This window comes from Hymenobacter aerilatus, from assembly GCF_022921095.1.
GTDB lineage: Bacteria > Bacteroidota > Bacteroidia > Cytophagales > Hymenobacteraceae > Hymenobacter > Hymenobacter aerilatus.
This window is the reverse complement of record NZ_CP095053.1, coordinates 902,775-928,173: the sequence shown is the minus strand read 5'-3', so window position 1 is coordinate 928,173 and position 25,399 is coordinate 902,775. Positions and strand designations below refer to the sequence as shown.

The window sequence follows — 25,399 nt, the reverse complement described above, 5'->3', positions numbered from 1 at the left end:
GGTTAATCAACCCTTCACACATCCTGCTCCATTTCCCTCACGGCCCGGTAGACGGTTTCTTTCGAGACGCCGCACTGCCGGGCCGTTTCTTCTACTGCCTGGGTGGCGTTATCAACGTAGCGCGGCGTGGTCCGTAGGGCCTGGTAGTACAGGTACACATCACGGTAATTGTAAGTCTTCAGGTTCACCACGCCCGCGGCGTAGAGAGTAGCCAGCTGACCCGACTCGGCCAGCGTATTGAGCATCGAAATGAGTGTAGCCATGGTTAGTTGTCGCTAGTGAGTTGAGTGCGGCGTTCATTTTCGGCTAACCGTTTGAACTGCGTGGGCTCAATGGTTTGCGGTGGCAACGCCCGCACGCCCGCCACAAAAGCGGGTGCCAGCTTAGCCGCCAATAGGTCGTAGTCAATGGGCTGCTGAATCACCTGCACATTGTTAGTGCCTGCCCGCATCGGGTCCATGGTAGCCGGGTCGTAGCGAACTACCCCGCCCTCAGCGTAGTGGCGTGGAATAGCTACCATTTGCTGTAGGTTCTGCGCGAATGGCTTACCGCCGGCCGCCACGTTGATAGCGGAAGCGGCGGCCCGTAGCGCTGGCGTACGGTACACGTTGCGCGTCAGAATAATTTCCTCCCCTTCCATCTCGCCCACATAGCGGCCCGAGCGGTGGTACATCGGAATGCCGCCCTGGGCGTGGCTCGGGCCGTGCACTACCCCACCTTCGGCAAATTGCTTCGGGGTAGACTTGGTAAGCGAGGCCTTTAGCCCAGCGGTGGCCGCTGTCAGGCCGGCAATGATAAGACCCGCCTTCACGAAGCCTGCCACGCCGAAGGTGGCCACCGATTCAGGCGAGGCCAGCGCCTCGGTAATAATCTTTACCTGGGCAGCAATCACGGCCTTGCTGATGGTATCCAGAATCAGCACCAGCGCTTTCGCGGCAAAGTCCTGCAGCTGCGCACCCGTCTCGCTCATGGTATCGGCAAAGAGCTGCCCCAACTGCTCACCGAAAGCAATGGCCGAGTTGAGCTGTTGCAGCTTGGCTTCGCGGTCCTTCGCGGTTACCCGGTCAATGTTCTGGATCCGCAACTCGGTTATCTGCTGCTCAATCTCGGCGGTATCCTGCCCGTAGCGCTTGGCTACCTCCAGCTGCGCGGTGAGGCGACCCAACTCCTGCTGAAACAGCGCATCACTATACTGTTGCTCTGTTACCAGCCCCTGCGCACGGGCCTGCTCCAGGGCGTTACGCTCCTGCAGGTAGAAAGCATTGACAGCGCCCGCCCGATTCTGGTAGATGAGGTCGGTTTGCTGGGCCTCGGCCTGCGCATTAATCAGCCGCTCCTGCGCAGCCCGGTCGTCAGCACTGGCCCGCTCACTGATGGCGGCCAACTGCTGCTGGCGCTGCTTTTCAATGACTTGCTGCTGGAGGCGTAACTCCTCATCACTTCCCCGCTTCACGGCCACCAAGCGGGCGGCAATGTTGTTGGCCTCTTCCTGCAGCGCCAGGTTAATGCGCTTGCGGTTCTGCTCTACGACTAGTGCATCTCGGTCAGCCTCGTACTTGGCGTCGATGATCTTCTTTTGCCCAATGGTAAGGTCCTTCGCGGTTAGCTCTAGCTGGCGTTGCTTGGCTAGCTTCTTTTCCAGAATGGCTAGTTCCTCATCACTGCCCTCGGTGGTTGCCTTAAGCTGCTGATCGAGCGCTACTAGTTCTAGTTGAATGGCTTCGCGACGACGTTTCAACGCTTCTTCCTCACGCTTTTTGGCCGCATCGGCCGCAGCTTTCGCCCGTTCTTTCGCGGCGTCCTGGCCTTCTTTATCCAGCTGGTAGCGGTTGGTGATCAGTTCGTTTTGCTTACCCGCTGCATCTTCCTGAATGTCGGCTAGCTCATTCTGTGCCTCCTTAAAGGTTTTGAGCTGGTCGTTAGTGGCTTTGGTCATGCCGCCGCGCCGCTCAATTTCCTGGCGTAGAATCTCAACCCGGCGTGCTGCCAGGTCAGCGAGTGTCTTTTCCCGCTCCAACTCAATTTTATAAGCATCCTCGTTAGCCTTCTTCCGGACTTGCAACGAGTTGAATTCATTGTCGCGAATGTTCTTCAGCCGTTCAACTTGGTTGAGCAGCTTCTTATTCGTGTCGATGTTATTAATCTCATCGCGCTCCAGCTGCTGGCGGGCTTTGCTCAGGTCGCCAGCTAGCTTGGTTTCCCGTTCTATCTCATCTCCGATACCCGCGAAGGACTGGCGGGCCGTCTCAGCAGAGGCTTCAAAGTCACCACTAAAGAACTGTGCTACCGCTTTGCCGAAGTTACCAATGCGGTCCGTCAGCACGTCGACGGTGGCCCCGATACGAGCTAAGACAGTTTCCAGAATTTTGCCACCCTCGGCGGTCTGAGTAAAGTAGGCAAACAGGGTCCCTACTAGCACCAAGAAGGCGCCGAGCCCCGTTGCAATAAGAGCAATCCGAAGCGCTTTAGCTGCTCCTGTGCTGGTGCCCATAGCAATACGGGCAAGCTCTTGAGCCCGCGTGTAGCCCTGTTGTAGTTCAGTGGCTTTCTGAACGGAGCCACCAAGCAAGTCCGTGTTACCAGCCGCCTCAACTAAGGCGGTGCTCAGCTTCTTGGTGTCGGCTGGTGCCTGCTCCAACTCCTTGCCCAGCGCCGCAATCTGAAAGCCAATCTTGCGGTAAGCCTCTGACCCTTCCTCTATCTTCTCCTGCTCTTGCTCCAGGCGTACCAAGTTCTCAACGACAGGCTGAATCTGCGCGCCATAGTCCTTGATCTTCGCCTCGGCCTGCTCAAAGCTGAGCCCAGCTTGCGCCCCAGCCCGAATTGCAGCTGTCTCAAAACCAATAGCTCGGCGCTTTAAGCCATCAAAAGCCTCGCTACTCTGATCTAGCCCTTGCATCTGCGCCCGCACCTTGGCCAGCTCTACAATTAGCGGCTCTAGCCCAGCCTTAAACGAGGCCGTATAGTTGCCGACGTTGCGCCGGTTGTCGTTGACGACCTGCCCACCTTTCAACAATTCTGCATTTACCTCACCGAGTTCAGCCGTCAGCGCTTTACCTTCCTCCGTGTTCAGACGGCCAGCCTTGGCCATCGCATTGTACTGCGTGGTCAGTTCTGCCGAGCGGGCTTTCAGTTGGTCGATGCTGCCAGCGGCACTGTTGTATACCTTATCCAGTGTTACCAGCCCCTTTTCTAGCTCCCGCTGGTCGGCCTGCTGTGCGCGAAGCTGCTGGCGTAGTTCAACGGCCTTCTTTGCATACTCGGCATCGGTAATAGCGCCTAGCTTACGCTGCTCATTGAGCTGCTTTTGCTGCGCTTTGGTCTTATCGATGTCCAGCACCAGCGCGACCAATGACTCGCGGATGAGTTTGGTTTCCTGCTTATACTGCTCATCGTCGAGACGAATCTCGAAGAGAACCTTTTCGGTCTGGTCGGCCATGGAAGTCGGGATGAATACAGCCCGAAACTCCTCTAATACAGGCCCGCTAGCAAACGATCAAGCGCAAAAGCGTAACGGAGTTGCCAAAAGCGTAACTCGATTGCTGGTGCTGTCAGATTCGTGACAGAAATATCCTATTGCCCGGCCCTGCTCATAGGAATTTTGGGGCATGGCAGAGGCTAAAGTATATATCTCGGGTCCGATTGTCGCTGACAGCGCAGAAGCTGAGGCTTCTGGCTATGGCTACCCCTACACCACGCTCGAAGACGTGACCATGCAGCTCGAATGGCAAAAGCCGTTCGATAGCGTGCGGGTCGTCATCAACTCGCCTGGCGGGCGGGTAGACGTGGGCCTGGGCATCTATGATTACCTGCGTAGCCTACCCGGCGTGACCATCACGACGGAGGCCCTGGGACAATGCTCCAGCATTGCTACCGCTATCATGCTGGCCGGCAGCGTGCGTCTGATTCATCAGCACACCGTCTGCCTGGTGCACCTACCCCGTGGTGGCGTCATTGGCGCCACGGCTTCTGAGGCGCAGAAGTGGGCCGATGAAATGGCGGCCTGTCAGCAGAAGATCATCGACCTCTACGTGGCCCGCACCGGCCGGTCGGAAGAAGAAATGGCCGCCGTGATGGCGCAGGAAGTGGAGCAATCCGCTGATTCTATGCTGTCCCTGGGCTTCGCCACGCAGATTGTGCAGCCCGTCACGGCGCTGGCTATTGCCCCTCCCAAAAACGCACTTGTTCAACCCAAACCGGCCGCCGCCTCGTCGGATTCGGCCCTTACCACTATGGCCAAAGGCTTCACCGACTTTCTCAAGTCCATTAAGGACGCCGTAACGAACCTGGAAACGGCGGCGAAAACCAACCTGTCTGTTACCACCACCGGCGATGCGCCTGTTACCCTCACTATTGACACCGGTGACCGGGATACCTACGCTGAGGGTGATGCGGTTACGGATGCCGAGGGCAACGCTGTAGCTGACAACAGCTATGCGCTGACCGATGGCAACACCATCACCACGGCCGCCGGCGCTATCACGTCCATCGTGGCCACGGAAAACACCGACAGCGCAACCAACACAGCTGATGCCGAGGGCGTGACGCAGCTAGCCGAAGCCGTTACGGCGTTGGCTGGCGTGGTAACCAACCTCGCCAAAGACGTGCAGGCCATGAAGCAGGACCGCACAGCCATCACCAACCTGACGAACAAGGTCAACTCGCTGGTAAAATCGGGTGGTAAGGTGAACCTTGACGACAACGCTGAGACGCGCAATACCACGTCGGACACGACGGAAGAAGGCAAAACCGCTGATCAGCTAGCTGCTGACCGTCGCGCCGCCCGCAACAGCAAAAAATAAGCCCCACCGGGCAGGCCGCCTACTCACTAGGCCCGTTCGGCGCGGTTCGCCGGCTTTCACAAACGCCCTTTTCAACGTAAAAAATGGCATCTACTCCTAGCATTCTGGGCATGGCCGCACTCGCGGGCCTGTCCGTAGTGTACGGCCCGGAACAATTCCGGGAGTTCATCTTAAAGCCCGTTATTGAGTCGCCTGATGTGGCTGTGCTCTTCACCATCCGCAACGGCGTGAAGGCGAAAGAAGACGTGCTGTTCGTTGGCCGCTTCACCAAAATCACGCACTTGGATGCGGGTTGCGGTTCGGTGCCCACTACTCCACAAATTCCACTCGACAAGCTGACCTGGGACCCAGTGAAGCTGGAGGCCTGGATTACTGAGTGTGCCGATGAGCTGGACAAAACTTTCCTGGCGTGGGGCCTGGGCCTCGGCTACGAGCGCTACGACCTCGATCAGGCCCTCATCAAGGTAAAGGCGGCCGATGATTCCGACGCACAGGCTATCAGCTACTGGACGGAGTTCATTCAGGACCAGTTTATTGCCGCCCTCAAGTCGGACATCTTCCGCATTGGTTTCTTCGGCAAGAAGACCATCACAGCTGCCCAACTCACTGGCGGTGCGGACGACGTGAAGAACTACAACCAGGTCGACGGGGTGTACACGCAGGTGTTCGAAATGGCTGCTTCAAATCCCGCTGTGCGCGTGTACGAGATTGAAGCCAACACCCGCGAAGGCCAGGAGCTGGAGCCGGAAGAGTCACTGAAAATCTTCCGTGCCGTGCACAACAAGGCCCCACGTCACCTGAAGCGTGACCCTGAGCGCATGATGATCATCACCGACTCGCTGGCTATCAACTGGTCGGACTACCGTGAGTCGCAGAACTTGGAAACCAGCTTCCAGTTGCAGGAAGAGGGTACCACCAAGGCCAAGTACCGCAACGTGCCGCTGATTGCCGTGGATGAGCTGGACGAAATCATTGAAACCGATTTCGAAATCGCTGGCAAGAAAGACTTGCCCCACCGTGTGCTCTACACCACGAAGCGCAACCTGCAGCTGGGCTTCGACTCCTACGACGCAGCGACCCGCGTAGCCGCATGGTTCAACATAGAGACGAAGATGAACCACATGCGCTCCAACTTCAAAATGGACGTGAAGGTGATGAGCTACGACCTCGTAGCCGCTGCCTACTAGGCTTTCTCCCTCAGACCTAAAGCAGGCCCGCCCCGGTGGGCGGGCCTTTCTTTTTCACCTCAACCTGTTTTCAATTATGCCATCTTGTGGCCAACTAAAACGCGGCATGGCCGCCCCCTGCGTGCCGGCTGCCGGCGGCTTGACTACCCTGTTGGGCCTTCTGCCCATGGCGTTCATCATCGGTGTGCAGCGCAGCACCGAAAAGCGCAAAATAGTTACTGGTATCTCGCTGGCCACCGGCAAAAAAGGCTTCTTCTTCGAAGGCTTGGCCGATAGCAATGTGGGCCGCGCCACCTATACGCCCAACCGCTTCGGCGGACGCTACCTGCATGAGGTCGATCTGGTGAATTTCGCCAATACGCCCGAGAACCTGGAGACCATCGAAGACATGGCGAAAACGCCCTCCGTTGCCATTATCAAGGCTAACGACGGCTTTTACAAAATCTTCGGGTTGGGTGCGGGCCTCAAGCTGAGTGCTGACGTCTACGATTCGGCAAACGAGGACCTTGGCGGCGGCTCACAGGAGACCATCTCCAGCGCCAAAGAGGGTGGCCGCGAAGACATTCTGATGGTGTTGGACGACGAAGGCAACTACGACGAGGCTGCCACGCGCACGCTGTTCGAATCGCTGTTTGTGGCCGTTCCGGCCGCCTAGTTTTTATAGCTCGTGGTGAATTCCAGTGAATTGGGTGAGTGGGTGCTACGCGCTCGTCAGTTGCAGCTGACGGGCGCTAGTCACGCTACCCCGCAGGAAATAGCCGCGGTGCACGCGGGTTTGTTCCCCAGCGCCGAGGCCGTCTGTGAGACGTGCCCCCGCAAATACGGCCCTGCCTACTTCCGCATTATCCGCTGGCTGAGTAGCCAGCCTACTTCCACCTCAACCCCTACTGCTATGGCTGAGCAAGCCCGCAAATACTCTTTCGTGTCCGATGACACCAGCTACCGCCCGTTCGGTTCACCCTCGGTGTACAACAACGCCAACCTCACAGATGCTGTGGCCGAGCGCTTAATCAAGGCCGACCCGGCTTTTGAAAAGCTGCTGAAGGCCACGGAGGCCCCAGTGCCTACTGCTCCGACCATAGCCGAGCAAACGGCAGAACTCGACAAGCTGAAGCGCGAAGAACTCGATGCGCTGTATACCAGCGAAGTACCGGACAGCGACCCAGCGAAGGCTTTCGCAAACAAAGGGGAGCTGATTGCCGCCCTGGTAAAGTATCGCGCCACCGTTCAGAAATAAGCTGTGCCGCTCACCACGCAACAAGTACAGAAGCAAGCGATTCGGGCGGAGGCACCTCTCCGCCCGAATATTGTTGTGTTCAACTCTCAGGTCGATTTTCGCCGCTGGGGAGATGACAACCGTTACCCGCAACGCCTGATCGAGGCGGTAGCAGGTAGCGGTACGGCTTCGGTGTGTGTGGATACGAAGGCCAAGTTTATTGAGGGCAACGGCTTCAACGACAACGATTTTTACGAGGCCGAGTGCAACGACCAGGGTCAGACCGTAGATGAGCTGCTGAGCCTGGCCACGCAGGACGTGGCGCAGCTTGAAGGCTACGCGCTCTTGATCAACATCAACGCCAACGGCTACCCGGCCGAGGTGCTGCATGCTCCGTTTGAGAAGTGGCGCCCCGACAAAGAGGAGCCCCTGCGCTACACCTACCTGCTTAATCAGGTATTCGACCCGAGCGAGGGCAAGCGCTACCGCAAGGCCGATGCCGTGAAGCACCCAGTCTTCAACCCGCGCGAAAAGCCAGAAGAGCGGTTGGCCCGCGCCAACGCCTGGAAAGACAAGGAGGGCAACCCCGTAGGCCTTGAAGGCTACCCTGGTGAGGTGTACTACTGGTGGCGTAAGCGCCCTGGTGCTCACCATCACCCGCGCCCGGTCTACGACTCAGTGTTAGAAGACGTGTATGCCGAGGCCCGCCTGAAGGTTTCGCGCCACGGGGACATTGCCGAGGGCTTCAAAGCCCAGGTGATGATTACCGAGTTTGGCAGCGCTGATCCTTCGCAGGAAGTACTAGACGCCAACGCCGTCAAGTACGGCACCATGGTAGGCGAAAATGCAAGCCGCATTCTACTACAGTATGCAGCTGAGCAAACGACGAAGCCTCAAGTAGATGCCTTGCCAGCGCCTGACGCCAGCAAGCGCTACGCCACCGACGAAGAGGCTATAAAGGTCAACATCCGGGAAGTGTTTCAGCTCCCTTCCGCCGTCATCGGCCGCGAAGTAGCGGGCAAGCTGGGCACCTCCGACGACTTTGGCAATGCTGTCAAGTACGTGCAGCGCATGGTCATCAACCGGGAGCAACGGGCTTTAGAACGTGGCTTTCGGGCGGTGTTTGAGCTGTTTCAGCCTGCTGGAGGGCAGCCCGGTGCCCTGAATGCCACCAAAGATTTCTCCATTCAAAACCTCACGCTGGAGCAGGCCGCTAGCCTGACTACCGGTACCAACAACACCGGTAATGGATCAGCACCTACTCCTAGCTAAAGAAGACTACGCGGCCTACGCCGACATGCCCGAGTCGCTGGAAATGAAGCGGCTGACCCCGCACATTCTGGCGGTGCAGCGGGCGCGCCTGCGGCCCCTGCTCACTGAGAAGCTATATGCGGAACTAGCTCGACTGTACAAGGCAAACGAGTTGACGGAGCCCTACTTGACCTTACTCAGCAAGTGTGTACCCGTTTTGGCAACAGCTTCGCTGGCTCGCTACATGCCGTTTGCGCAGTCGACGATAACCAGCAACGGCATCCGCATGAAGAACAGCCAGCACAGCGAGGCGACGGATGGGCGGGACCTGGCGCGCATGGCCTCGGTCTACGATGGTGAGGCACTGAGCTATGAGGTCGAGTTGAAAACGTGGCTACTGGCCAACGCCAAAAGCTTCGGTGACTTCTACCCACACAACACCTGTGGATGTGGCACCAGTACGCCCGGCCGCACGCCCTCGGTAGTAGTGCAACCGATCCGCCGGCCAACTGGCTGCCGGCGCTAAGTCCTTTTCTATCCTACCTGTGCTCATCCGCTTACCCTCTCTATGGCAGCGCTGAAAGTAAACCCCGACAATTCGATTACGCTGCCGTTTCCGCTGCTGGCTATCATGGTTACGATCATCCTAGCGCTGGCCGGGTGGGGCAACAGCATCCGCGCCGACGTGGCGGACCTGAAGACGTGGAAAGAAAACCACATCAACGAGGTACGCGACAACAAAACGGCCATCAACGAGCAATTCAAAGCCATGTCGGCGGCCATGCAAGCCAAGAGCGACAAGGATGAGAAGTGGCGCTCGGAGATTCAGGAAACGCTTACCCAAATCCGCATTGCGGTAGGCGCACGGCCGGCCGCTACACCTAAATAAGCAGCCATGAAACAGCTATTCTTTTACGCGTTACTGGTGGCCTTCCTATCGGGCTGCGCCACCCAGCGGGCCGCCCGCAAGTTCGAGGCTGCCCAGAAAAAGGAAGCGGCCCGTAAGGCAGCACTTCCGCCCGAGGAGCAACTAGCCGAACTGGTGCAAGAGCATCCGGAGCTAGTAGGCAAGACAACGCGAGTGGTCACGAAGATCGAGTACGTGAAGGTGCCCGGTCAGACCATCACGGTCACGGTGCCCGCGGCTTCCACTCCGGAGACGGATAAGCGCCTCGTCGACTCGCTATTGCAATCCGCTACCCATCAGTTCAAACAAGCCGACAGCGCCGCGTTTGCCCAGCGGCTGCACACCATTCTGGCCCAGCGCCCGCAGCTAAGCCGAGATACGGTTGAGCAGCAGGTAGGCCCGTTGGTCGTCAAGGCCTGGGTTGATGCGCGCGGTATTGTGCATATCTCTTCGGTCAACAAGGAGCAGAATATCAAGGTGGAAAAAGAAGTGACGGAAACCGGGCCGCTTCAGCCGGTGAAAATCATCGAGCCCACCTTCTGGCAGACCCTGTGGATTGCCGTGAAAGCATGGTTTTGGGCGCTGATTTTCTTGCTGATACTCTTCCTAATCTGGCTCCTTAACAAGCTCCGCAAATGAACTTCCTCACTGAATCCTACCACCGCCTGCGCCTGCCCTCGCCGCAGTTCTGGCGCAAGCTTCGCGCCCGCGCCCTCGTTGCGGCGGGCACGCTCGGCACGGCCACGGCTGGCCTGGCCATGCTGCCCCAAGACAATCCGCTGGTGCACATCGGCACCTACTGCATTGCCGGCCTGACACTGATGCTCACGGGCGCCGCCACGGTGGCCTCGCTGGCGGTCGATGATGCCGCCCAACTCCCTGCCGAGCCCACCAATTCTCTACCACCCACCACTCCTTAGTTATTGTTATGGCTGACTTCTCTAAATTCTTTCGCGTCATGCAGGGCCACGAAGGTGGCTTCGCCGACAACCCGAGTGATAAAGGCGGCATGACGTTCCGCGGCATTGCCTACAACTTCCATCCGGAGTGGGCGGGCTGGCCTACCGTGCTGGCTGCTATGAAGGCACTAGGCATTAGCCGCCCCGTTGCTTACGCTTCGTGGGCTATGATTGACCGGCACGTAGCGGGCAACGCCGCGCTATCGAAGATGGTCGAACAGTTCTACAAAGCCAAGTACTGGAATCCGCTCCGCCTGGATGAAGTGGAAAGCCAGAGCATTGCCACGCAGCTGGCGGATTTCGGTGTGAATGCCGGCACTTCCCGGCCGGCTAAGCTGGTGCAGTACGTGCTGGCGAAGGAACTGGAAATCGAAGGCATTGCCGTCGATGGCATTATCGGCCGCAAGACCATCAACGCGCTGAATGCCGCACCGGCGGCTGTGGTGTACGACCATCTGATTCAGATGCGCCGAGCTTTTCACACCTACCGCGCCAACGCCTGGAAAGCAGAGGATAACCGCAGCTTGGCAGCGTGGCACACCTTCTTTCACACCGAGCTGAAGCTGCGGCCCGACGCCTCGCAGCGCAAGTTTTTGAATGCCTGGCTGAGCCGAACCACGGCACCGTTCGTGGCCTAGCTCTCCACATTATAGCTCTCAACTCTCCACATTTTCACTTTAGCTCTCCTCATTTTATGGAAACCTACTGGTATCAACTGCAAGGCCGGCCCGGCGACAAGGGGCTGTTCTGGGGCCTCAACTTCATCCTGCTGCTGGCTATTATCTTCATCCTGACAGGCGAGACGGAAAACGCCCCGTGGGTGGCAGCCGCTGCCGCTGTGGTGCAGGGCTTCAATGTAGGCGTGACCTACTTCAGCAAAGAGCAACGGCGCAAGCGGGTATGATTACGCAACTGCTTCCGTTGCTGCTGGTGCTGGCAGCTACCTTTATTTACGCAGGCATTGCGGCTGGTAGCAATGCCTACCAGATTAAGCGGGACTTCGACGTGTCGCACCTGTGGGAAACCCGTGAACGGATTGCTGCCATTACTGGCTTTGTGGTGCTAGCCTACGCCCACCGTGGCGTGTCGCATTGGTGGGCAGCGCTGGCGCCACCCTGTGCTTTCGCCGCCGCTGCCTGCCTATTCGGCCTGCGCTTCGATATCCGTCTCAACTTACGGCGGGCGCTGGGGCGGTACTACGTAGGACAGGACGCCAACACGGCAGCCCTGGATAAGCAGGTAGGGCAATGGCAGTTAAGTGGGCGCACCTATGCGTACCTGAAGCTAGCTGGGGTTATCCTCTTTAGCGCAGCGGCCGTGCTGTTAGGGCGTGCGTAGGCCTGGCACCCGGCGCGGGTATTGGCAGGCGCCCAGGAAGTAGCTTCGCAAAAAGCTTATCAAATTTGACAAGTTATTTGCGAAGTAGCTTGTCATCCTGAGCTTGCGAAGGACCTTCTCACGTATAGTAGACTCGACAACCGTACGCCGCCCGCTCGCAACGTGGCGGCCCCGTTTAGATCAGCCGCGCAACCCTCTGCCGTAGCTCCCGTCTATGAGGAGTGTGAATGAATAAAGAAACGCCCTGATCTATTGCAACACAAACGCCCCGGCCGGTTGGTCGGGGCGTTTGTTTTATAAATCTTCTCTGTTGCGCTTGTCTTCGCTATTCTAGTTGTTGAACTTCGAGTATGATAATTTCTACTCAACAGCTGCCTTTTGTGCATCATTTGCTTGCTGCAATGCTGAACCCTGCGCAACTCTTGGGCTGGCAAGTTGAGCTTGAGCAACCAAGCACTACGCGGCTGTTGTTGCGTGCCCACCATTTCGGGAACCAGCCGCTTGCATTTGATTCTGAGGACTGTGGGGAACTTATGAACTGGTCAGAAGTAGAGCGCTGGCTGGATGACTGCAACTATGCGTTGTGTGCGCGGGTATCACGCTCAACGGCGCGGGGCTTGTTGTAATCGGTGGCTATCTTGCCACCATGGCTATTCCATCCCGCGCCTCCTTCGACCAGCTACCCCTAAGCGAACGACTCGGTATCGTCGTCTTCGAGGGTACCTTCCTGGCCACACGCTTCGAGGAAGAGGATACGGTGAACCTCTACCACATGGGCAGCTTCTTTGCCGAGGTGTACTATGATCCGGAGGTCAACCACCTGCACCATTGTAGGACGTTTGTGCGGAAAGAGGAGCTGGAAGATTACGCGGTGTATATTGACTTGCCCGAATTATAAAACGTTTATCTTAGTGAAAATCAGATACAGTCCTATGAGTCTTATCCAACCTAATATCTTTTACATCCGGTCAACACGACCTCTTGAACATAGAGCGCAACTTGCTGCCATCTTCGGGGAGCTATTTCAGCCCGATATTGCTGACAATACTTTTATGTTAGCTGGCAATCCGGAATTCTTTGCACCAAGCACTGAGCTTCAAGCTGACCCAATCCCTCAGACAGTCCATGTAGAAAATGTGCTAGCTGAGTGTCAAAGAATAAATGATTCAGGACAGTTAGAGCAAGTTTTGACAGTAAATAAACATAGCACCGGTGTTGCCTATGCTGATTTTCAGGATATGGAGGGGAATAAATGGAGATTAGAGGAACAGTACATGAAAACAGCCAGGTCTTGTGGAGATTGCTAATAAATAAAAGCCCCAGTCTATAGGCTGGGGCTTTTCATTGAATTGAATTTATATTGTTACTATTCTGAATCAGTTGCCTTTTTTTCAGGTTGCACAACTTTCTTCTTTTTATTCCCTTTACCACGCTGCTTCTGCCATTCGGTAAAGTCTTTCATCTGTAAGCCCAGAGTCTGCAAAGAAGTTTTCATGTGAGTCATAGGGACTTCGTCATCTTTATTAGGACGTACCGTAATATTTCTCAGAAGAGAATTATCAGGTCGATCATAAATATCATGACTTGCGTGCGTACGTATGTACACTAATCCTTGAGCCTTTAAAAACTCTAACCATAACCACATTTCAACTGCTTTCGGCATATCCTTATACAGAAAGAGCTAAACGTTGATTAATGGTGTCAATAGGACCACGAGTACTAGTTCCGAATTGTGACCCTAGGTTACTTATCTGCTGATAAGTAAAATGAGGCGGTTGATATTCTGGAGTAGGCCGCTTTCGTAGCGTCCAGCCTAAGCTTAGTAAAAGTTTTTCAAGAGTACCTTTTTCAGCGGTGTCCTCAAGAAAAATTTCAATAGCTTCACCGAATGCCTCTTTCGCATCTTCCGGAGAAGATCCATAAGAAGAAAGCTCTAGCGCAGGACAATAGGCTACGTAATGTTTGCCTTCCTTCAGAATAAACGCCTCGATTTGCAACGTGAGTTTTTCCCCATCGTGCTCGATGCTTTGGTGCGCCATAGTTTATGTTCAAAAGCCGCTCCAACGGCAATATTAAGTCTGTGTCTGATTACAGTTAATGCTTCTACATTAAGAGGCATTAAAGAAGAAAAACTAAAGTTGTTTTCATATTCAATCTGACAGCTGAAATTCCTTTTCCCAGTAAGGAAATTAACTGACAAAAAAATGGCCTTTGCTTTATACCATAAAAGTATAAGCATAGAAGGTCATTAAATTGTTGATCATCAGTTCAAAGCAATTAATGTACTTAGAAAGCAATTTTTCAAATTTTGTTGAGAGTGTAAATCTGTTAGCTCCCGCTGGTCACTAACAGATTTAGATCGTTCTGGTGTACCAAATGAGTGATTTAATTAACTCCCTCCGGTCGTTAATTAAATCGTTGTGGTGTGCAGCTAGAAGATTCGAAGTTGTAGGTAGGCCAGGAAAAAGCAAGTAACCCCCTAAATCCCCCTTACAAATTGTAAGGGTATCCAGAGGATTAAATACTATCCTGACCAACTTGCATAGTGCAAGTGTGCATCCAGTGAGTTCTCGTCATAGGTGAGGCTGCGGGCAGGTGAGCAAGTAACCAGAAGTCCTTACCCGCATTTAACAGGAGTCAGTCGCCGCCGTGCCGTTACTGTCGCACAGGGGTCTTTAAGACCGTCCCGCCTGAGGGCTACCGTTTTCGCTGCTGGCGTTATTTGTAGCCTTTCGCTACACACCAGAGGGCCTTAAAAGCAGAAGCCCCGAACGTGTGTGGAGCAACGTCGGGGCTTTAAACACAGCTGAATCATCCCGATTAGACGAGACGGCTATGCCTGATTTCCTCGCGGCTCCACCCGCGTATCCACAACCGTGGACTCGCCAAATATACAAATACAGTTTGCGTTTGGTTGCGTTTGGTTGTCATTTTTTAAACATATCACATAAAAAATTTAATTATACCTATAAAGTACAAATCTAAGTTGGTTAGTTGATATGGTTTACCCCACCACCTGCTCCACCGTCACCATCTGCCCCAGCTCCGCCCACTCGACAATCTTCCCATTGGCAATAATGTCGTAGTCCTCGCGCTGCGCCTGCGTGGCCTGCGTCTCGTAGAGGAACGTGAACGGCATGGCCGTGTACAAGCGGTAGTGGGTGCTATTGTCGGAGAGCTGGAAGATCACGTTGTTGCTGGTGAACTTGACGCGTAGGAAGGTGAGTGCGGGCATAGGGTGTAAAGATAGCTAGTCTTCGGTGCCAGTCTTCCCATACACGCGCTCGTATTCTTTGCTCACCACGTCATCCGTGATGCTGACGTAATGCCGTTCAGTCATCGTAACGGAGGCGTGGCCAAGGATTTTCGACACTGCCGTTAGGCTCATACCGTCCTGGAGTAGCAACATGCCGGCGGTCTTACGGCCTACATGCGTGGTCAGCGTTTTGCCCAGGCCCAGTAGCGCCCCTATCTCTTTCAGGTAACGGTTGAATACCTGATTCGTCGGTACGGGTAGCGTGTCACCGTAACGGTCCAGGATATCGAGCGCCACCTGCGGCAGCCGCACCGTGGCAGCCTGCCCGGTTTTCTTCCGCGTCTTCGAGCGCTGCATGACCAGCCACGGCCGCCCATCCGGCCCAGGCTGCACATCACGGCGCCGGTCAAAGCGGGTTAGGTCGACGTAGGCCAAGCCCGTGTAGCACTGAAACAGAAACAGGTCGGCTACTTTGCGCAAGGGCTCGGCGGCATACGGGTAGCTCCAGATACGCCCCAGTTCCACCGGCGTAAGAAAGACAGGTTCGGCGGGCGCTTCGAAGCTCAGACTGTAGCTATCCAGCGGATTGAGCTGCGCGTACTCCTGGCGCACGCACCAGCGAAGCACCTGTTTGATGTTCTGAATCTTCTTGGCCGTGTAGTTCTGCGAGAGCTTGCGTTTGGTGAGCATCCATGTTTGAAAACGGTCGGCATGCTTCGCCCCAAACTCTTCAGGCAGCAGGCCGCGCAGGCCGTTGGCTTCGAGGTAGGCTTTCAGATGCTCGTAGCAGACGTGCACGGACTCAGCAGCGGCCTTGCTAAGCGAGACACCGATGAGCGGGGCCCGGCTCTGCTCAAACTCTTCCCAGGCTACCAGCAAAGTAGTACGGGGTTGGTCGCCTCGCTGGTAGGCGGATAGCAACCGCTCGGGCGTGATGTATTCTTTCGCCCGCTCCATATCATAATAGATGCGGTTGATGTCGCTTTCGATATCACCTAACAATGCATTGTGTAGCCGTGCACGCTGGCTGTTGCCTTTTACGCGCTGGGCTTTGGCATCCCATTCTTTGCGCAGGCAGTGCACGGGGGTAGTAAACGGCTTGTAGGTTTTATCAACGGTAATGCGACACGTAATAGCACCTTCCCGCTCGGGATGCCGAGCGTTTTTGCGGAAGATGAAACGTATACACATATAGTGTTGCATGAATCCTAGTAGCTAAAAAGATTAGTATAACTAACCCTAGTTACTAAGACTATTGGATGAAAGATACACGAATCACTATGTGTAGCCGACGCTTTTTTGTGGGTAGCCAGGCGGGTATCCGTGCAGAAAGTGGCCTAGCAGCCCAGAAACGCGGTTCACGCGGCGCATAGCGGCAAAAAGAAACCCCCGGCCTGGGGAGGGCGGGGGCTGCTAAAAGATAAGGGCAGAGAGGATGGGACTTACTCCCTATATGCATGCCCGATGACATAAGACTGAAATAATACCCATTTGCAGCGCATAGAGGTATATTGAGTGTGTACCCTGAAAGAACAAATCAGGTAAAGTCGGGATAAATCGGCAAGTGTGTACCCCTGTGTGTACCCCGAAAAACATTTTTCAGTAGCTTTAGAACGGCAACTACTTACCCCGTTTTATGGCAACTGTATCCTTCCATTTGAAGGAGCCTAAGGCTGACCGCCCTACGGCTATTTTCGCGCTGCTTACTGTTGATCGGCGCACTCGGATAAAGGTTTATACCGGCCTTTCTATCCATCCTAACCAATGGCTGACTAAAGCTCAAAAAGCCTTGGAACGCGGCTACCCGGATAACCCAGCTGTTAATGATGCGCTGGAAGTCAAGGGGAAGCAGATAGAAGATTGCTACGCCTCTTATTTGGCTGAGGGGCTACTTCCGACAGCAGCTCAACTTAAAGAGGCCGCCGCGCCAAAAAAACAGGATGCAACGCCCGAAGCGGCCCCTACCCTCACCTTTTGGGACTACTATACGGAATGGGTAGAGTTGACCCGCGTACGTGGTAAGGCCCGAAGCGCCTCCGTATATGAAACCACCGGCCGGCACTTACGCGGCTTCGAGAAGAAAGCGAAGTACGCCGTAGGGTTTGACACGGTTACTACGACCTTCAATGATCGTTTCACGACTTACCTACTAGGTACTGCTGGCCTAACAGATAACACCGTAGCCAAGCAGGTAATGACGCTCAAACGCTTTATGAAGTGGGCAGCCGAACGCGGCTACCATCAAAGCATAGGGTACGAGCGGCTAACCTGGAAACGACAGGAGCCCGATATAATGACGCTTACTGCTGAGGAAGTAGAAGCGCTGGAAGCCTTGCCCCTACCCGAAGCCGGCTACCTAGACAATGCCCGTACCCTATTCCTACTGAGTTGCTATACTGGCCTCCGCTACTCCGACCTAGTAAGCATCCGGGCCGAACACTTACGCGGCCAAACCTTACGCCTCACTACTCAGAAAACGCGGGAAGCAGTAACCATCCCGCTACAGGCCCGCGCCTTGCCCATTGTGCGTCGGATGATTGCCGGTGAAGTGCGGCCAATAACCAACCAAAAGCTCAACGACTACCTAAAGGAGTTAGGAGAACGAGCCGGCATTACAGAGCTAGTAGAAGTTATCCGGTACCGGGGCGGAGCCCGTGAAAGCCATACCGTACCCAAGTGGCACCGCTTAGGCTGCCATACTGGCCGCCGTACATTCGTAACCCTAAGCCTAGAACGGGGCCTACGGCCGGAGTTGGTAATGAAGATAACCGGGCACCGGGATTGGAAGTCTTTTAAACGCTATGTGAATATTACAGAGCAAGCAGTAGAACGAGAGTTTGCCCGCGTTTATGAAATGCCTTCTTTACTTAAAATAGCTCAGTAACTATATCTACTTAAGTCGAATGAAAAAATATAGCCTATTACCTGTAGCTCAACCTCTATCTTTTGGGACAACGTTAGATCAGTCTAATTCTCGAATACCTGCTCCAGTTCATGCATCATTGGCACCAGTTAGAGCCATGAGAGCAAGCACTAGAATAGTAGAATTTGACTATTTGAGAGTAAAGTATCAGCAGGCGCACTTTCAAACGAAGTTAGAAGCCCTAATTGCTATGCCCGCTCTGATGTTGAGAGGCCGTTCGGGTAAGGAATGGACTCGCTTTGCGCAAGAGATAACTAATCAAGCCATGTTTATACAGGCTAGTTCTCAGGGAGCGGTTCATATCCAAGAGGCTAATTTCTACGGAGAGGAATTTGATGTAAGTGTAGAGGCCGCAAGTACCTTGACTTTTTTTACAAAGCTGTGCTGTGTCTTAGGTCAATTAGGCAGAATTGATATTCCCATACACTTAGAAGGAGAATATAAAAAGCAGTCGTTTTCAGGTGGTGAATCTGGATTGAACTTCGTCTATGCCTTACAAGGGTTCTTGCCTAGAGCAAACATGGAAGTTTGGCATAAGCAACACATCAATGATTGGATAAATAAGAGGCTGCCAGAATGTGAATGGTTACCTATGCCAGAGCTTTATCCAACTATGCGAATAGTAAGCCCTCAGCCAAAGAGCCGAGGAAGAAAACCGCGTGTCTACCCTTCAACTTTTGAGGGAGCTCTTGCAGGTGGATTCAAACCAACCCAATTAGCAGCATTGGTAAGTAGACAGCATTTGGCATTCTATGATGTTGCTAGCAAGCAAGCGTCTGCTGAGCCGGGACAATGGGCAAGTTTGTATTGGGCTCTGTTCTCGATGGGGTATGTACAGAAGATTACTATGGAGCGAGTACCTGAATTAATTGCTGTGTCTTTTAATGGGAAAACAAGCAAAAGCAGTGTCAGTTCGGTTTACAGAAATGAAATAGAAGATAAAACTCCTGCCAAGAATACGGAAACAGCCCGTATCTGCGACGTTATAAAAACACACTTCACGGTTAAATAAACTGGTCTTTTTAGGTCTTTTCTAGTCGGCTAATTTCGACTAGTCGGCCTAAGTCAGTTTTGCATCATCTCGACCGAACCACACCCCGGCGGGCATGATGTACAATGCAAACCATTTTAACCAGCGGAGTAACCTACTCCCAACTTTTAGACGACCTCCGGGCCATTATCCGGCATGAGGTCAGTAGCTCCGGCCCGGCCGTGCCTACCGATATAGCCACCGGGCCGGAACTGCTAACTGTGCGGGAGGCCGCCGCGCTGCTTGACATCTGCCAGCAGACCGTACACGACTTTGCTCGTCGTGGCCTAATTACGAAGCACCGCTTAGGAGGTCGTGTATATCTGAAACGGAGCGAACTGCTCGCTAGCCTGCAACGTCAGCACCGTACGGCTAAACCAGCCGGGAAAGGAGGAACGCGCCGTGCCTAACGTACTGCTTCTAGATTCAGCACCGGTGCTGCTGTTAGCCAGCGGCCGGCCCTGCCTAGCTTACCGTGTGCGGCGCCGGGATTGGCCCGCTGTGCCCGCTGGCTCTGCTGTCGCACTACTCACCACCGGGGAAGGGCTGGACTTCGGCCCGCGTATACTTTGGGTAGGTAAGGCAGTAACTAATCTACTCACTTCCTACAGAGGTGGCGCTATAGCCTTTGTTCCAGCTGACCCGCACCCCAATGACGACCCGGTATTTCGTTTTGAGGCATCTGATATAAAGCGCCTCTACTTGTTAAATCCGACTGCCGCGGCTTCACCCGTTGTAGTTACCAGAACGGGCCCGGCCCGCCGCCCCCGTGGCTAATGGTGGACCGCTGGCTGCTGAAACCCGTGCCATGGATTCGGCCGCCGTGCGCGCGTTATTCTCTGACTACAGCCCAACCTTCACACGCACCGCCGCCGAGCTGGAAGCGGCTTTGCACCGGCACGGCTACGCGGGGCCTCTCTCCGACTGGCTAGCCATGCTCCAGGCGGGTGGCCTCCGGGAGCCGCGGCGGGGTGTATTTGGCGCACCTTGGGAGCCAACAGAAAGCAGGGAAATAACAGGGAATTATTCCGAAGAATCGGACAAAAGCAGGTATGAAGCAGGAATAAATCCGACTCCGGTTAATGAGGCCACACCGCCGGAGCTACCAGCCGATAGCAGAAGCAAAGCAGTAATAGCAGACCCGGATTCAACGGCACCGGAGCCACCCCAATTCAGCTACTTCCGGGGCGGTATTAGGAGCGCCGCCCCGTATGCGGCCATTACCCCGCGCCAACTTTGGGAAATGGTACACGGGCCTCTATTCGCGCCGGCTACAACCCAACTCCGGCAAGCACCGGCGGGTAGTGAAGCCCGCGCCGAATGGAAAAAACGACTCGACTACGTAACGCCCGCCGGCACCTTCGCTCCTACCCGTGCCAATGGCAACCTAGTTACCCCTTCGGGCCTGCTGGTGCTGGACTTTGACCATTTGCCCGACGTGGGCGCGGCCCGCACCGCCTTACTAGCTGATCCGCTGTTGAGCCCCGCGCTGGTAGTCTTGTTTACCAGCCCCGGCGGGGAAGGGCTAAAGGTTATTCTGGAAACCGACCCGACAGCTTCTCACCTTGACAACTTCCGGGTGCTATCGGGCTACCTGTTGGGCTCCTACGGGCCGGAGTTACAGCCCGACCCCAGCGGCAAAGATGTGGCCCGCGCCTGCTTTGTCTGCCACGATGCCGACGCCTGGCTAAGCCCACGCTTTGCGGGGTAAGCCGCCGGGCTTTCGCTCAGAATTGAGCCGAAGAATAAACTAGGTTTTGCGGCTTAAATACCCATAAAAAGGGAGGTTATAAAATTAATAGGCACAGTGAACCCTACAAAACCCTACATTTTCAACAGAGCTGGCAATGACGTTAGATTTAAACGCCCTCCGGGCCGCTACCCCGGCACCGGAGCCCGACCCGACAAAACCCGACACATCAACGCCCGCGCAACCCGCCGCCGGGAGTTTCGAGACCAATACGCGCACGTACGCGCACGCGCGCGATGGGTGCGAAACTCCGCCGCCGATGTTGACAAATGTTGACAGTTCCACGCGCACGCACGCGTACGCGCGTACTGCTCCCGAAACTGCCAACTGGACAGAACAGGACACCCCTACGCGCGCGCACGCGTACGCGCGTAATGGTCCGAGAATGCCTACCCTCGACGCCCTTACTTGGTGCGTAACACAACATGAAGCGCGGCACGGCACCTTTCCGGCTAAGGGCGGACGCAATGCCTGGCTAACTGCTTTGGCGTTCTTCTGCAATGAAAAGGGAGTAGCCCTACCCGATTTTGAGAGCCACGCCGCCGGGTATGCCGCCGCCGATTTTTCCGCCGATGAAATAGCCCGCACCGTGCGCGGTATTTACCAGCGGGGAACCAGCCAGCACAACAGCAAACCCTGGGAGCCGCCCACGGCCCGGTCTAACTCAACCGCCGGAGCTGAGTACGGTAGCGCCGGACGTAGCCCCGGCGGCACGGGCTCCGGCCCCTTGCCGGCCGCGCCCCTCAATACCCCCACCATTTCGGCGGAAGTATACCAGCTGCTACCCAACTTCCTGCAACAGTGCTGCCAGCCCTTGCCCACAGCCCGCGAACGGGATGTGCTGTTGACCGGTGCGCTGGCCGTGCTGTCGGGCTGCTTCCCGACGCTGGAAGGGATGTACCGGGGCAAAATTATTGGGGCCAACGTGTATGCCTTTGTAGTAGCACCCGCGGCCTCCGGCAAGGGCGCGCTGGATTGGGCCCGCCGGCTGGCCTGGCCTCACCACCTGGCTGTGCGCGAAGCCAGCCAGCGGGAACGGGACGGATACGAGTTGCAGCTACAGGAATACGAGCAACAGAAGCGCGCCGCCAAAGCCGGCGGGCCGCTGCCTCCGAAACCAACAGAGCCCCCACGCCGCCGCCTCTTTATCCCAGCTGATAACGGCGCGGCCAATGTGGTAAAGACGCTGGCCGAAAACAACGAGCGGGGTATCATCTGTGAAACGGAAGCCGACACCCTAAGCGGCGCGCTAAAGCAGGATTTTGGCGATTACTCTGCTCTATTGCGCAAATGCTCCGAACATGAACCGCACCAGTACGACCGCAAAACTGCCGGCACCTATGAGTTGAGCCGGCCGGCCTTATCGGTAGCGCTGGGAGGTACGCCGGAGCAGGTGGCCCGGCTTATTCCAACTGCTGAGGATGGGTTGTTTTCGCGCTTCTGGTTTTATGCCTTTGAGTCTCCGCACGTTTGGGACGACCCATTTGCCGCGCCCGCCGGCGGCTCCCTTGATACGTGGTTTGATGCGCTGTCGGTGCGGGTATCGGAAATGATAGCCGCCGCCAGTGCGGGCCGGATAGTGGTACGCCTTAGCCCAACTCAGGAACAACGTTTCAACGCGGCCTGGCAGCAGTGGCTATGCGAAGGAATAGCGGACTTCGGGGAGGGCTCTGGTAGTGCCTCTAAACGCCACGGCCGCGCCTGTTTCCGCCTCTGCATGCTGCTGACGCTGCTACGCTGCTTTGAGAACGGGGAAGCCCCGACCGACCGTACCCTCACCTGCGAAGATGCCGACCTAACCGCTGCCCTAGCCATTGCCGATGTGTACCGGCAACACGCGCTGGCTTTGTATGAGCGACTACCCCGCCCCGTCGGCTCTGCCTTCAAATCAGCCAGCAAGTACGCCGGGAAAGCGGAGCAGGAAGCCCGGGTGCAGGAACTACACGGGCAAGGGTTGGGTGTGCGTGAAATAGCCTCACAAGTAGGCGTGCATTTTACCACCGTTGCGCGCTGGTTGCGCTTCGACGCGTAGCGTGTAGCAAAAGTGCTACGCTACACTTTCTCCAATTACTACACTTTCTAATTACTCTACAGTTATGCGTTTCACCATCCTGGAAAAAATCGACGCGGATACCCCGTTGGCTCACTTATTTAATGCTTATCTGGCCGGTCTTTCAACGCTGGATATTTTCAGCACGCCCCGCGAATCCATGCGGGCCTGTCGGGTAGCGTTTACCACCGAAGCCCAGGGCGCAAAGCCCCCGCTGTCCATTGTAGCCCAGGCCCAACGCTACTACGAGCTAACGGTACTGAGCAACGCCCTGAACCACCTGCACGGCCACGTACAAGCCGCGGCCGCGTTGCTCGACAGCTTCTTTGCCGTGTACGAAGGCGACTTAACCGCCTACGCGGCCGCCAACCGGAAACGCCTGCTAGAAGAGTACGGCGGCGGCGAAGATGACGACTGGCACCACACCGGCACCGGCAACCCCGACGCGGGCGAAGGCTGGCAAGTAACCGACACCACCGACCCGGCACGCCTGGCAGAGTACGGCCTACACGCCGAGCTAGCCCGCTTCTTTCCCGACCCCGAAAGCCACGGCGAATACATTGGCACCAGTGGTCCAATTGATTTTCACCGTTTTACCTTGGCTGTAGAACATCAAACCGATTTTGCTCTACGTAAGATGTTCACGGCCGTAAGCGGTAAGGAAATAACTATGTACCGGCCTGATGAAAGCGGTCGGATGGTACCTATACCAATTATCGAACAGATAGAACAGGAAATTAATGAGGACATAGCCAACGAACGGCTAACGGCCCGATTTAATGCCGTGTTAAACGCTGCCCAGCAACTTGCCGTCCTGTATGCTAAGATGCCGCCGGACGACCTACAAGGATATTACCTACTACAGCAAGTGCTAAACAATATGTTAGCCCTGAAGATGGAAGGATATCCGCCATTTTGATATACTGTCACTACTTGCTACAGCACTCTACTAAACTTAGTAACTCTAACTTAACGCTGGTTTCAACAACAAAAGCAGCTAATTTTGGTCCATGAATTTATTTGGAGACGTGAGCGGCGCTAAGCCTTTCTTAAAATGGGCCGGTGGTAAGCGGCAATTAATTCCAGCTATTCAGCAAGCTTTACCTGCTGACTTCGAACGCAAGGTTACTACCTATGTCGAACCATTCATTGGTGGCGGAGCCGTAATGTTTTGGATGTTGCAACATTACCGCAGCATCACGACTGCTATCATTAACGATATTAATCCTGACCTAACGACAGCCTATCAGGTTATTAAAGAGCAGCCTGAAGAACTCATTAAGCAGCTTGCAGCTATGCAAGCCGAATATTACGCTTTGATTGGCGAAGATGTACGAAGAGAATTCTTCGATAAGATTCGAGCTGAGTTTAATACACGGACTTTAGATAGCCTTCGCAACACCTGCCTACTTATTTTTTTGAATAAGACTTGTTTCAACGGCTTGTACCGTGTGAACAGCAAGAGTAAGTTCAATGTACCATTTGGCAAGTACGAAAAGCCTTTGATTTGTGACTCGGCTACCATCCGTGCCAATAGCCACCTCCTGTCGCGTGTTACTATCCTAACGGGCGATTTCTCGGAGACACTTAAGCATATTTCCGGCCGGGCTTTCTTTTATTTCGATCCGCCTTACAAACCGTTGAGTACTACAGCCTCATTCAATGCGTACGTTTCAGAGGTATTCAACGACGAAAGCCAGCAGCGCTTAGCCAATTTCTGCCGGACGCTTGACGAGCAAGAACATTACTGGTTGCTGAGTAATTCCGATGTTAAGAATACCGACGCGGACAATCATTATTTTGATGACCTATACGACGGTTTCAATATCCGACGCATTCAGGCAAGCCGTAACATCAATTCGAAGGGCACTGAGCGAGGTAAGATTAGTGAGCTGTTAATCAGTAACTATCAAGGTGTACCAGAGTTGATTTAGAGACCCAACTTTTCTAATGGAATTTTACCAAAGAAGTATTTGCAGCCTACTTCCTCAATGTAGTCAAGAACATCTTTATACGAGGGTGCATTGAACCAGTCGCTAAGTAGGTAGTAGAACTGAACTTCAAGTCCCAATGAGGTCATGAGCTTTATATACTGGCGCTTCTTAAAGTGGCAAGTCTGAAGCTTTTCGTCTACGGAACCAGCACCAGCTTGGTATTTCTTCTCGATGATGTACAATGTGTTACCAACTACTAAAGCGTCATCTGGAAGCAGCTTTTTGGAGATAATATTCTTGTAGTTGATGTGATTAGCTTCAAGAAGATTTTTATATAGTTTATTCTTTTCGTAGAGTCGCCCGACTACCTCTTGGGTAGTCCGGTCTATTATAGAATCACCGCTTAGTTTGTATTGCGGATGGTTTGCAAATGCCTCTCTAAGGTCGGTACCACGTTCAAATTCCAGACCGTTGAGATTGGTATTAGCACCACCGCCAACGGTATTATAGCTACGAGTCACTATTTTGTTGATAGCGCACAAAAAAATCGGGAAGGGTTACCTCCAGGCTTTTGCACAGGGTTATGATATTGATTAGCGAGGGGTTTCTCTCTCCGCGCTCAACTTGCCCTATGTATGTGCGATGGAACCCACAACGTTCAGCTAGCTCTTCCTGAGAAATTCTTAGCTCGTTGCGGTAGAAACGGACAGTAAGGCCAAAGGCTTTAAGAGAGTTTTCTCTCATCCGTCAAAGGAAGATACCTATTGTATGCAGCTCAACCGACAATAAGTATCAT

Annotated in this window: 29 protein-coding genes; 21 read left to right on the top strand and 8 right to left on the bottom strand. The window is 54.7% G+C overall.

Translation table 11 applies throughout. The features are described from left to right. Positions 1-14: 14 nt before the first annotated feature. Both MUN82_RS03905 and MUN82_RS03900 read right to left on the bottom strand, forming a co-directional pair. The gene (locus MUN82_RS03905; protein WP_245095162.1) at positions 15-263 is read right to left on the bottom strand and encodes a hypothetical protein; all 249 of its coding nucleotides are present in this window, start codon (positions 261-263) and stop codon (positions 15-17) included. A gap of 2 nt (positions 264-265) precedes the next feature. Then, positions 266-3,439: a coiled-coil domain-containing protein gene (locus MUN82_RS03900; protein WP_245095161.1), complete on the bottom strand. Its 3,174-nt coding sequence runs from the start codon at positions 3,437-3,439 to the stop codon at positions 266-268. Between the two features lie 169 nt (positions 3,440-3,608). Between MUN82_RS03900 and MUN82_RS03895 the strand changes: the two genes are divergently transcribed. The 14 genes from MUN82_RS03895 to MUN82_RS03830 all read left to right on the top strand — a co-directional run bounded on the left by MUN82_RS03895 (position 3,609) and on the right by MUN82_RS03830 (position 12,967). Continuing rightward, complete coding sequence (locus MUN82_RS03895; RefSeq protein WP_245095159.1) at positions 3,609-4,802, top strand: ATP-dependent Clp protease proteolytic subunit; 1,194 nt, start codon at positions 3,609-3,611, stop codon at positions 4,800-4,802. A gap of 83 nt (positions 4,803-4,885) precedes the next feature. Next, the gene (locus tag MUN82_RS03890) at positions 4,886-5,989 is read left to right on the top strand and encodes a hypothetical protein (RefSeq protein WP_245095158.1); all 1,104 of its coding nucleotides are present in this window, start codon (positions 4,886-4,888) and stop codon (positions 5,987-5,989) included. 106 nt (positions 5,990-6,095) lie between these two features. After that, complete coding sequence (locus MUN82_RS03885; protein ID WP_245095156.1) at positions 6,096-6,644, top strand: hypothetical protein; 549 nt, start codon at positions 6,096-6,098, stop codon at positions 6,642-6,644. 12 nt (positions 6,645-6,656) lie between these two features. After that, positions 6,657-7,226 carry a hypothetical protein gene (locus MUN82_RS03880; RefSeq protein ID WP_245095154.1) on the top strand — a complete coding sequence of 190 codons (570 nt, stop codon included), beginning with the start codon at positions 6,657-6,659 and terminating at the stop codon, positions 7,224-7,226. Positions 7,227-7,301: 75 nt separating this feature from the next. Continuing rightward, the gene (locus MUN82_RS03875) at positions 7,302-8,477 is read left to right on the top strand and encodes a hypothetical protein (protein ID WP_245095153.1); all 1,176 of its coding nucleotides are present in this window, start codon (positions 7,302-7,304) and stop codon (positions 8,475-8,477) included. Beyond that, positions 8,452-8,982 carry a DUF6712 family protein gene (locus tag MUN82_RS03870; protein ID WP_245095151.1) on the top strand — a complete coding sequence of 177 codons (531 nt, stop codon included), beginning with the start codon at positions 8,452-8,454 and terminating at the stop codon, positions 8,980-8,982. The genes MUN82_RS03875 and MUN82_RS03870 overlap by 26 nt, the downstream gene beginning before the upstream one ends. Positions 8,983-9,024: 42 nt before the next feature. Next, positions 9,025-9,345 (top strand): hypothetical protein, encoded by a 321-nt coding sequence (locus MUN82_RS03865; RefSeq protein ID WP_245095149.1) that lies wholly within the window; start codon positions 9,025-9,027, stop codon positions 9,343-9,345. A 6-nt stretch (positions 9,346-9,351) separates the two neighbouring features. Next, positions 9,352-10,002, top strand: coding sequence for a lipoprotein (locus MUN82_RS03860; RefSeq protein WP_245095147.1), 651 nt, complete (start codon positions 9,352-9,354; stop codon positions 10,000-10,002). Continuing rightward, positions 9,999-10,283, top strand: coding sequence for a hypothetical protein (locus MUN82_RS03855; protein ID WP_245095145.1), 285 nt, complete (start codon positions 9,999-10,001; stop codon positions 10,281-10,283). The genes MUN82_RS03860 and MUN82_RS03855 overlap by 4 nt, the downstream gene beginning before the upstream one ends. A gap of 8 nt (positions 10,284-10,291) precedes the next feature. Then, entirely contained in the window at positions 10,292-10,960 is a 669-nt protein-coding gene (locus MUN82_RS03850; RefSeq protein WP_245095143.1) for a glycoside hydrolase family 108 protein, read from the top strand. 56 nt (positions 10,961-11,016) lie between these two features. Beyond that, positions 11,017-11,226: a hypothetical protein gene (locus MUN82_RS03845; protein ID WP_245095141.1), complete on the top strand. Its 210-nt coding sequence runs from the start codon at positions 11,017-11,019 to the stop codon at positions 11,224-11,226. Further along, the gene (locus MUN82_RS03840) at positions 11,223-11,660 is read left to right on the top strand and encodes a hypothetical protein (RefSeq protein WP_245095139.1); all 438 of its coding nucleotides are present in this window, start codon (positions 11,223-11,225) and stop codon (positions 11,658-11,660) included. Before MUN82_RS03845 ends, MUN82_RS03840 begins: the two co-directional genes overlap by 4 nt. Positions 11,661-12,306: 646 nt before the next feature. Next, a complete protein-coding gene (locus tag MUN82_RS03835) occupies positions 12,307-12,558 on the top strand; it encodes a hypothetical protein (protein ID WP_245095137.1) in 252 nt (83 codons plus the stop codon). Between the two features lie 34 nt (positions 12,559-12,592). Continuing rightward, on the top strand, positions 12,593-12,967 hold the full coding sequence (locus MUN82_RS03830; protein WP_245095136.1) for a hypothetical protein: 375 nt from the start codon (positions 12,593-12,595) through the stop codon (positions 12,965-12,967). A gap of 59 nt (positions 12,968-13,026) precedes the next feature. On the opposite strand, the gene MUN82_RS03825 is transcribed toward MUN82_RS03830, so the two are convergent. The 4 genes from MUN82_RS03825 to MUN82_RS03810 form a co-directional block, all read right to left on the bottom strand. Further along, complete coding sequence (locus tag MUN82_RS03825) at positions 13,027-13,323, bottom strand: hypothetical protein (RefSeq protein WP_245095134.1); 297 nt, start codon at positions 13,321-13,323, stop codon at positions 13,027-13,029. Between the two features lie 4 nt (positions 13,324-13,327). Beyond that, positions 13,328-13,699 (bottom strand): type II toxin-antitoxin system HicB family antitoxin, encoded by a 372-nt coding sequence (locus MUN82_RS03820; RefSeq protein WP_245095133.1) that lies wholly within the window; start codon positions 13,697-13,699, stop codon positions 13,328-13,330. 965 nt (positions 13,700-14,664) lie between these two features. Next, positions 14,665-14,895: a hypothetical protein gene (locus MUN82_RS03815; RefSeq protein ID WP_245095131.1), complete on the bottom strand. Its 231-nt coding sequence runs from the start codon at positions 14,893-14,895 to the stop codon at positions 14,665-14,667. 15 nt (positions 14,896-14,910) lie between these two features. After that, on the bottom strand, positions 14,911-16,107 hold the full coding sequence (locus tag MUN82_RS03810) for a site-specific integrase (RefSeq protein WP_245095129.1): 1,197 nt from the start codon (positions 16,105-16,107) through the stop codon (positions 14,911-14,913). Positions 16,108-16,552: 445 nt separating this feature from the next. On the opposite strand from MUN82_RS03810, the gene MUN82_RS03805 reads away from it, so the two are divergent. From MUN82_RS03805 to MUN82_RS03775, 7 genes are all read left to right on the top strand, one after another. Then, positions 16,553-17,800, top strand: a complete 1,248-nt coding sequence (locus MUN82_RS03805) for a site-specific integrase (RefSeq protein WP_245095127.1) — start codon at positions 16,553-16,555, stop codon at positions 17,798-17,800. Positions 17,801-17,819: 19 nt separating this feature from the next. After that, positions 17,820-18,851: a hypothetical protein gene (locus tag MUN82_RS03800; protein WP_245095126.1), complete on the top strand. Its 1,032-nt coding sequence runs from the start codon at positions 17,820-17,822 to the stop codon at positions 18,849-18,851. A gap of 104 nt (positions 18,852-18,955) precedes the next feature. Further along, a complete protein-coding gene (locus MUN82_RS03795) occupies positions 18,956-19,279 on the top strand; it encodes a helix-turn-helix domain-containing protein (protein ID WP_245095124.1) in 324 nt (107 codons plus the stop codon). Positions 19,280-19,638: 359 nt separating this feature from the next. Next, positions 19,639-20,580, top strand: a complete 942-nt coding sequence (locus MUN82_RS03790) for a BT4734/BF3469 family protein (protein ID WP_245095123.1) — start codon at positions 19,639-19,641, stop codon at positions 20,578-20,580. Positions 20,581-20,716: 136 nt separating this feature from the next. Then, positions 20,717-22,651, top strand: coding sequence for a DUF3987 domain-containing protein (locus MUN82_RS03785; protein ID WP_245095121.1), 1,935 nt, complete (start codon positions 20,717-20,719; stop codon positions 22,649-22,651). Between the two features lie 64 nt (positions 22,652-22,715). Continuing rightward, the gene (locus tag MUN82_RS03780) at positions 22,716-23,588 is read left to right on the top strand and encodes a hypothetical protein (protein WP_245095119.1); all 873 of its coding nucleotides are present in this window, start codon (positions 22,716-22,718) and stop codon (positions 23,586-23,588) included. Between the two features lie 91 nt (positions 23,589-23,679). Then, positions 23,680-24,603 (top strand): DNA adenine methylase, encoded by a 924-nt coding sequence (locus MUN82_RS03775; protein WP_245095117.1) that lies wholly within the window; start codon positions 23,680-23,682, stop codon positions 24,601-24,603. On the opposite strand, the gene MUN82_RS03770 is transcribed toward MUN82_RS03775, so the two are convergent. Then, positions 24,600-25,145: a hypothetical protein gene (locus MUN82_RS03770; protein WP_245095115.1), complete on the bottom strand. Its 546-nt coding sequence runs from the start codon at positions 25,143-25,145 to the stop codon at positions 24,600-24,602. The genes MUN82_RS03775 and MUN82_RS03770 overlap by 4 nt on opposite strands. Beyond that, positions 25,114-25,347: a helix-turn-helix domain-containing protein gene (locus tag MUN82_RS03765; RefSeq protein WP_245095113.1), complete on the bottom strand. Its 234-nt coding sequence runs from the start codon at positions 25,345-25,347 to the stop codon at positions 25,114-25,116. The genes MUN82_RS03770 and MUN82_RS03765 overlap by 32 nt, the downstream gene beginning before the upstream one ends. Positions 25,348-25,399: the final 52 nt, after the last annotated feature.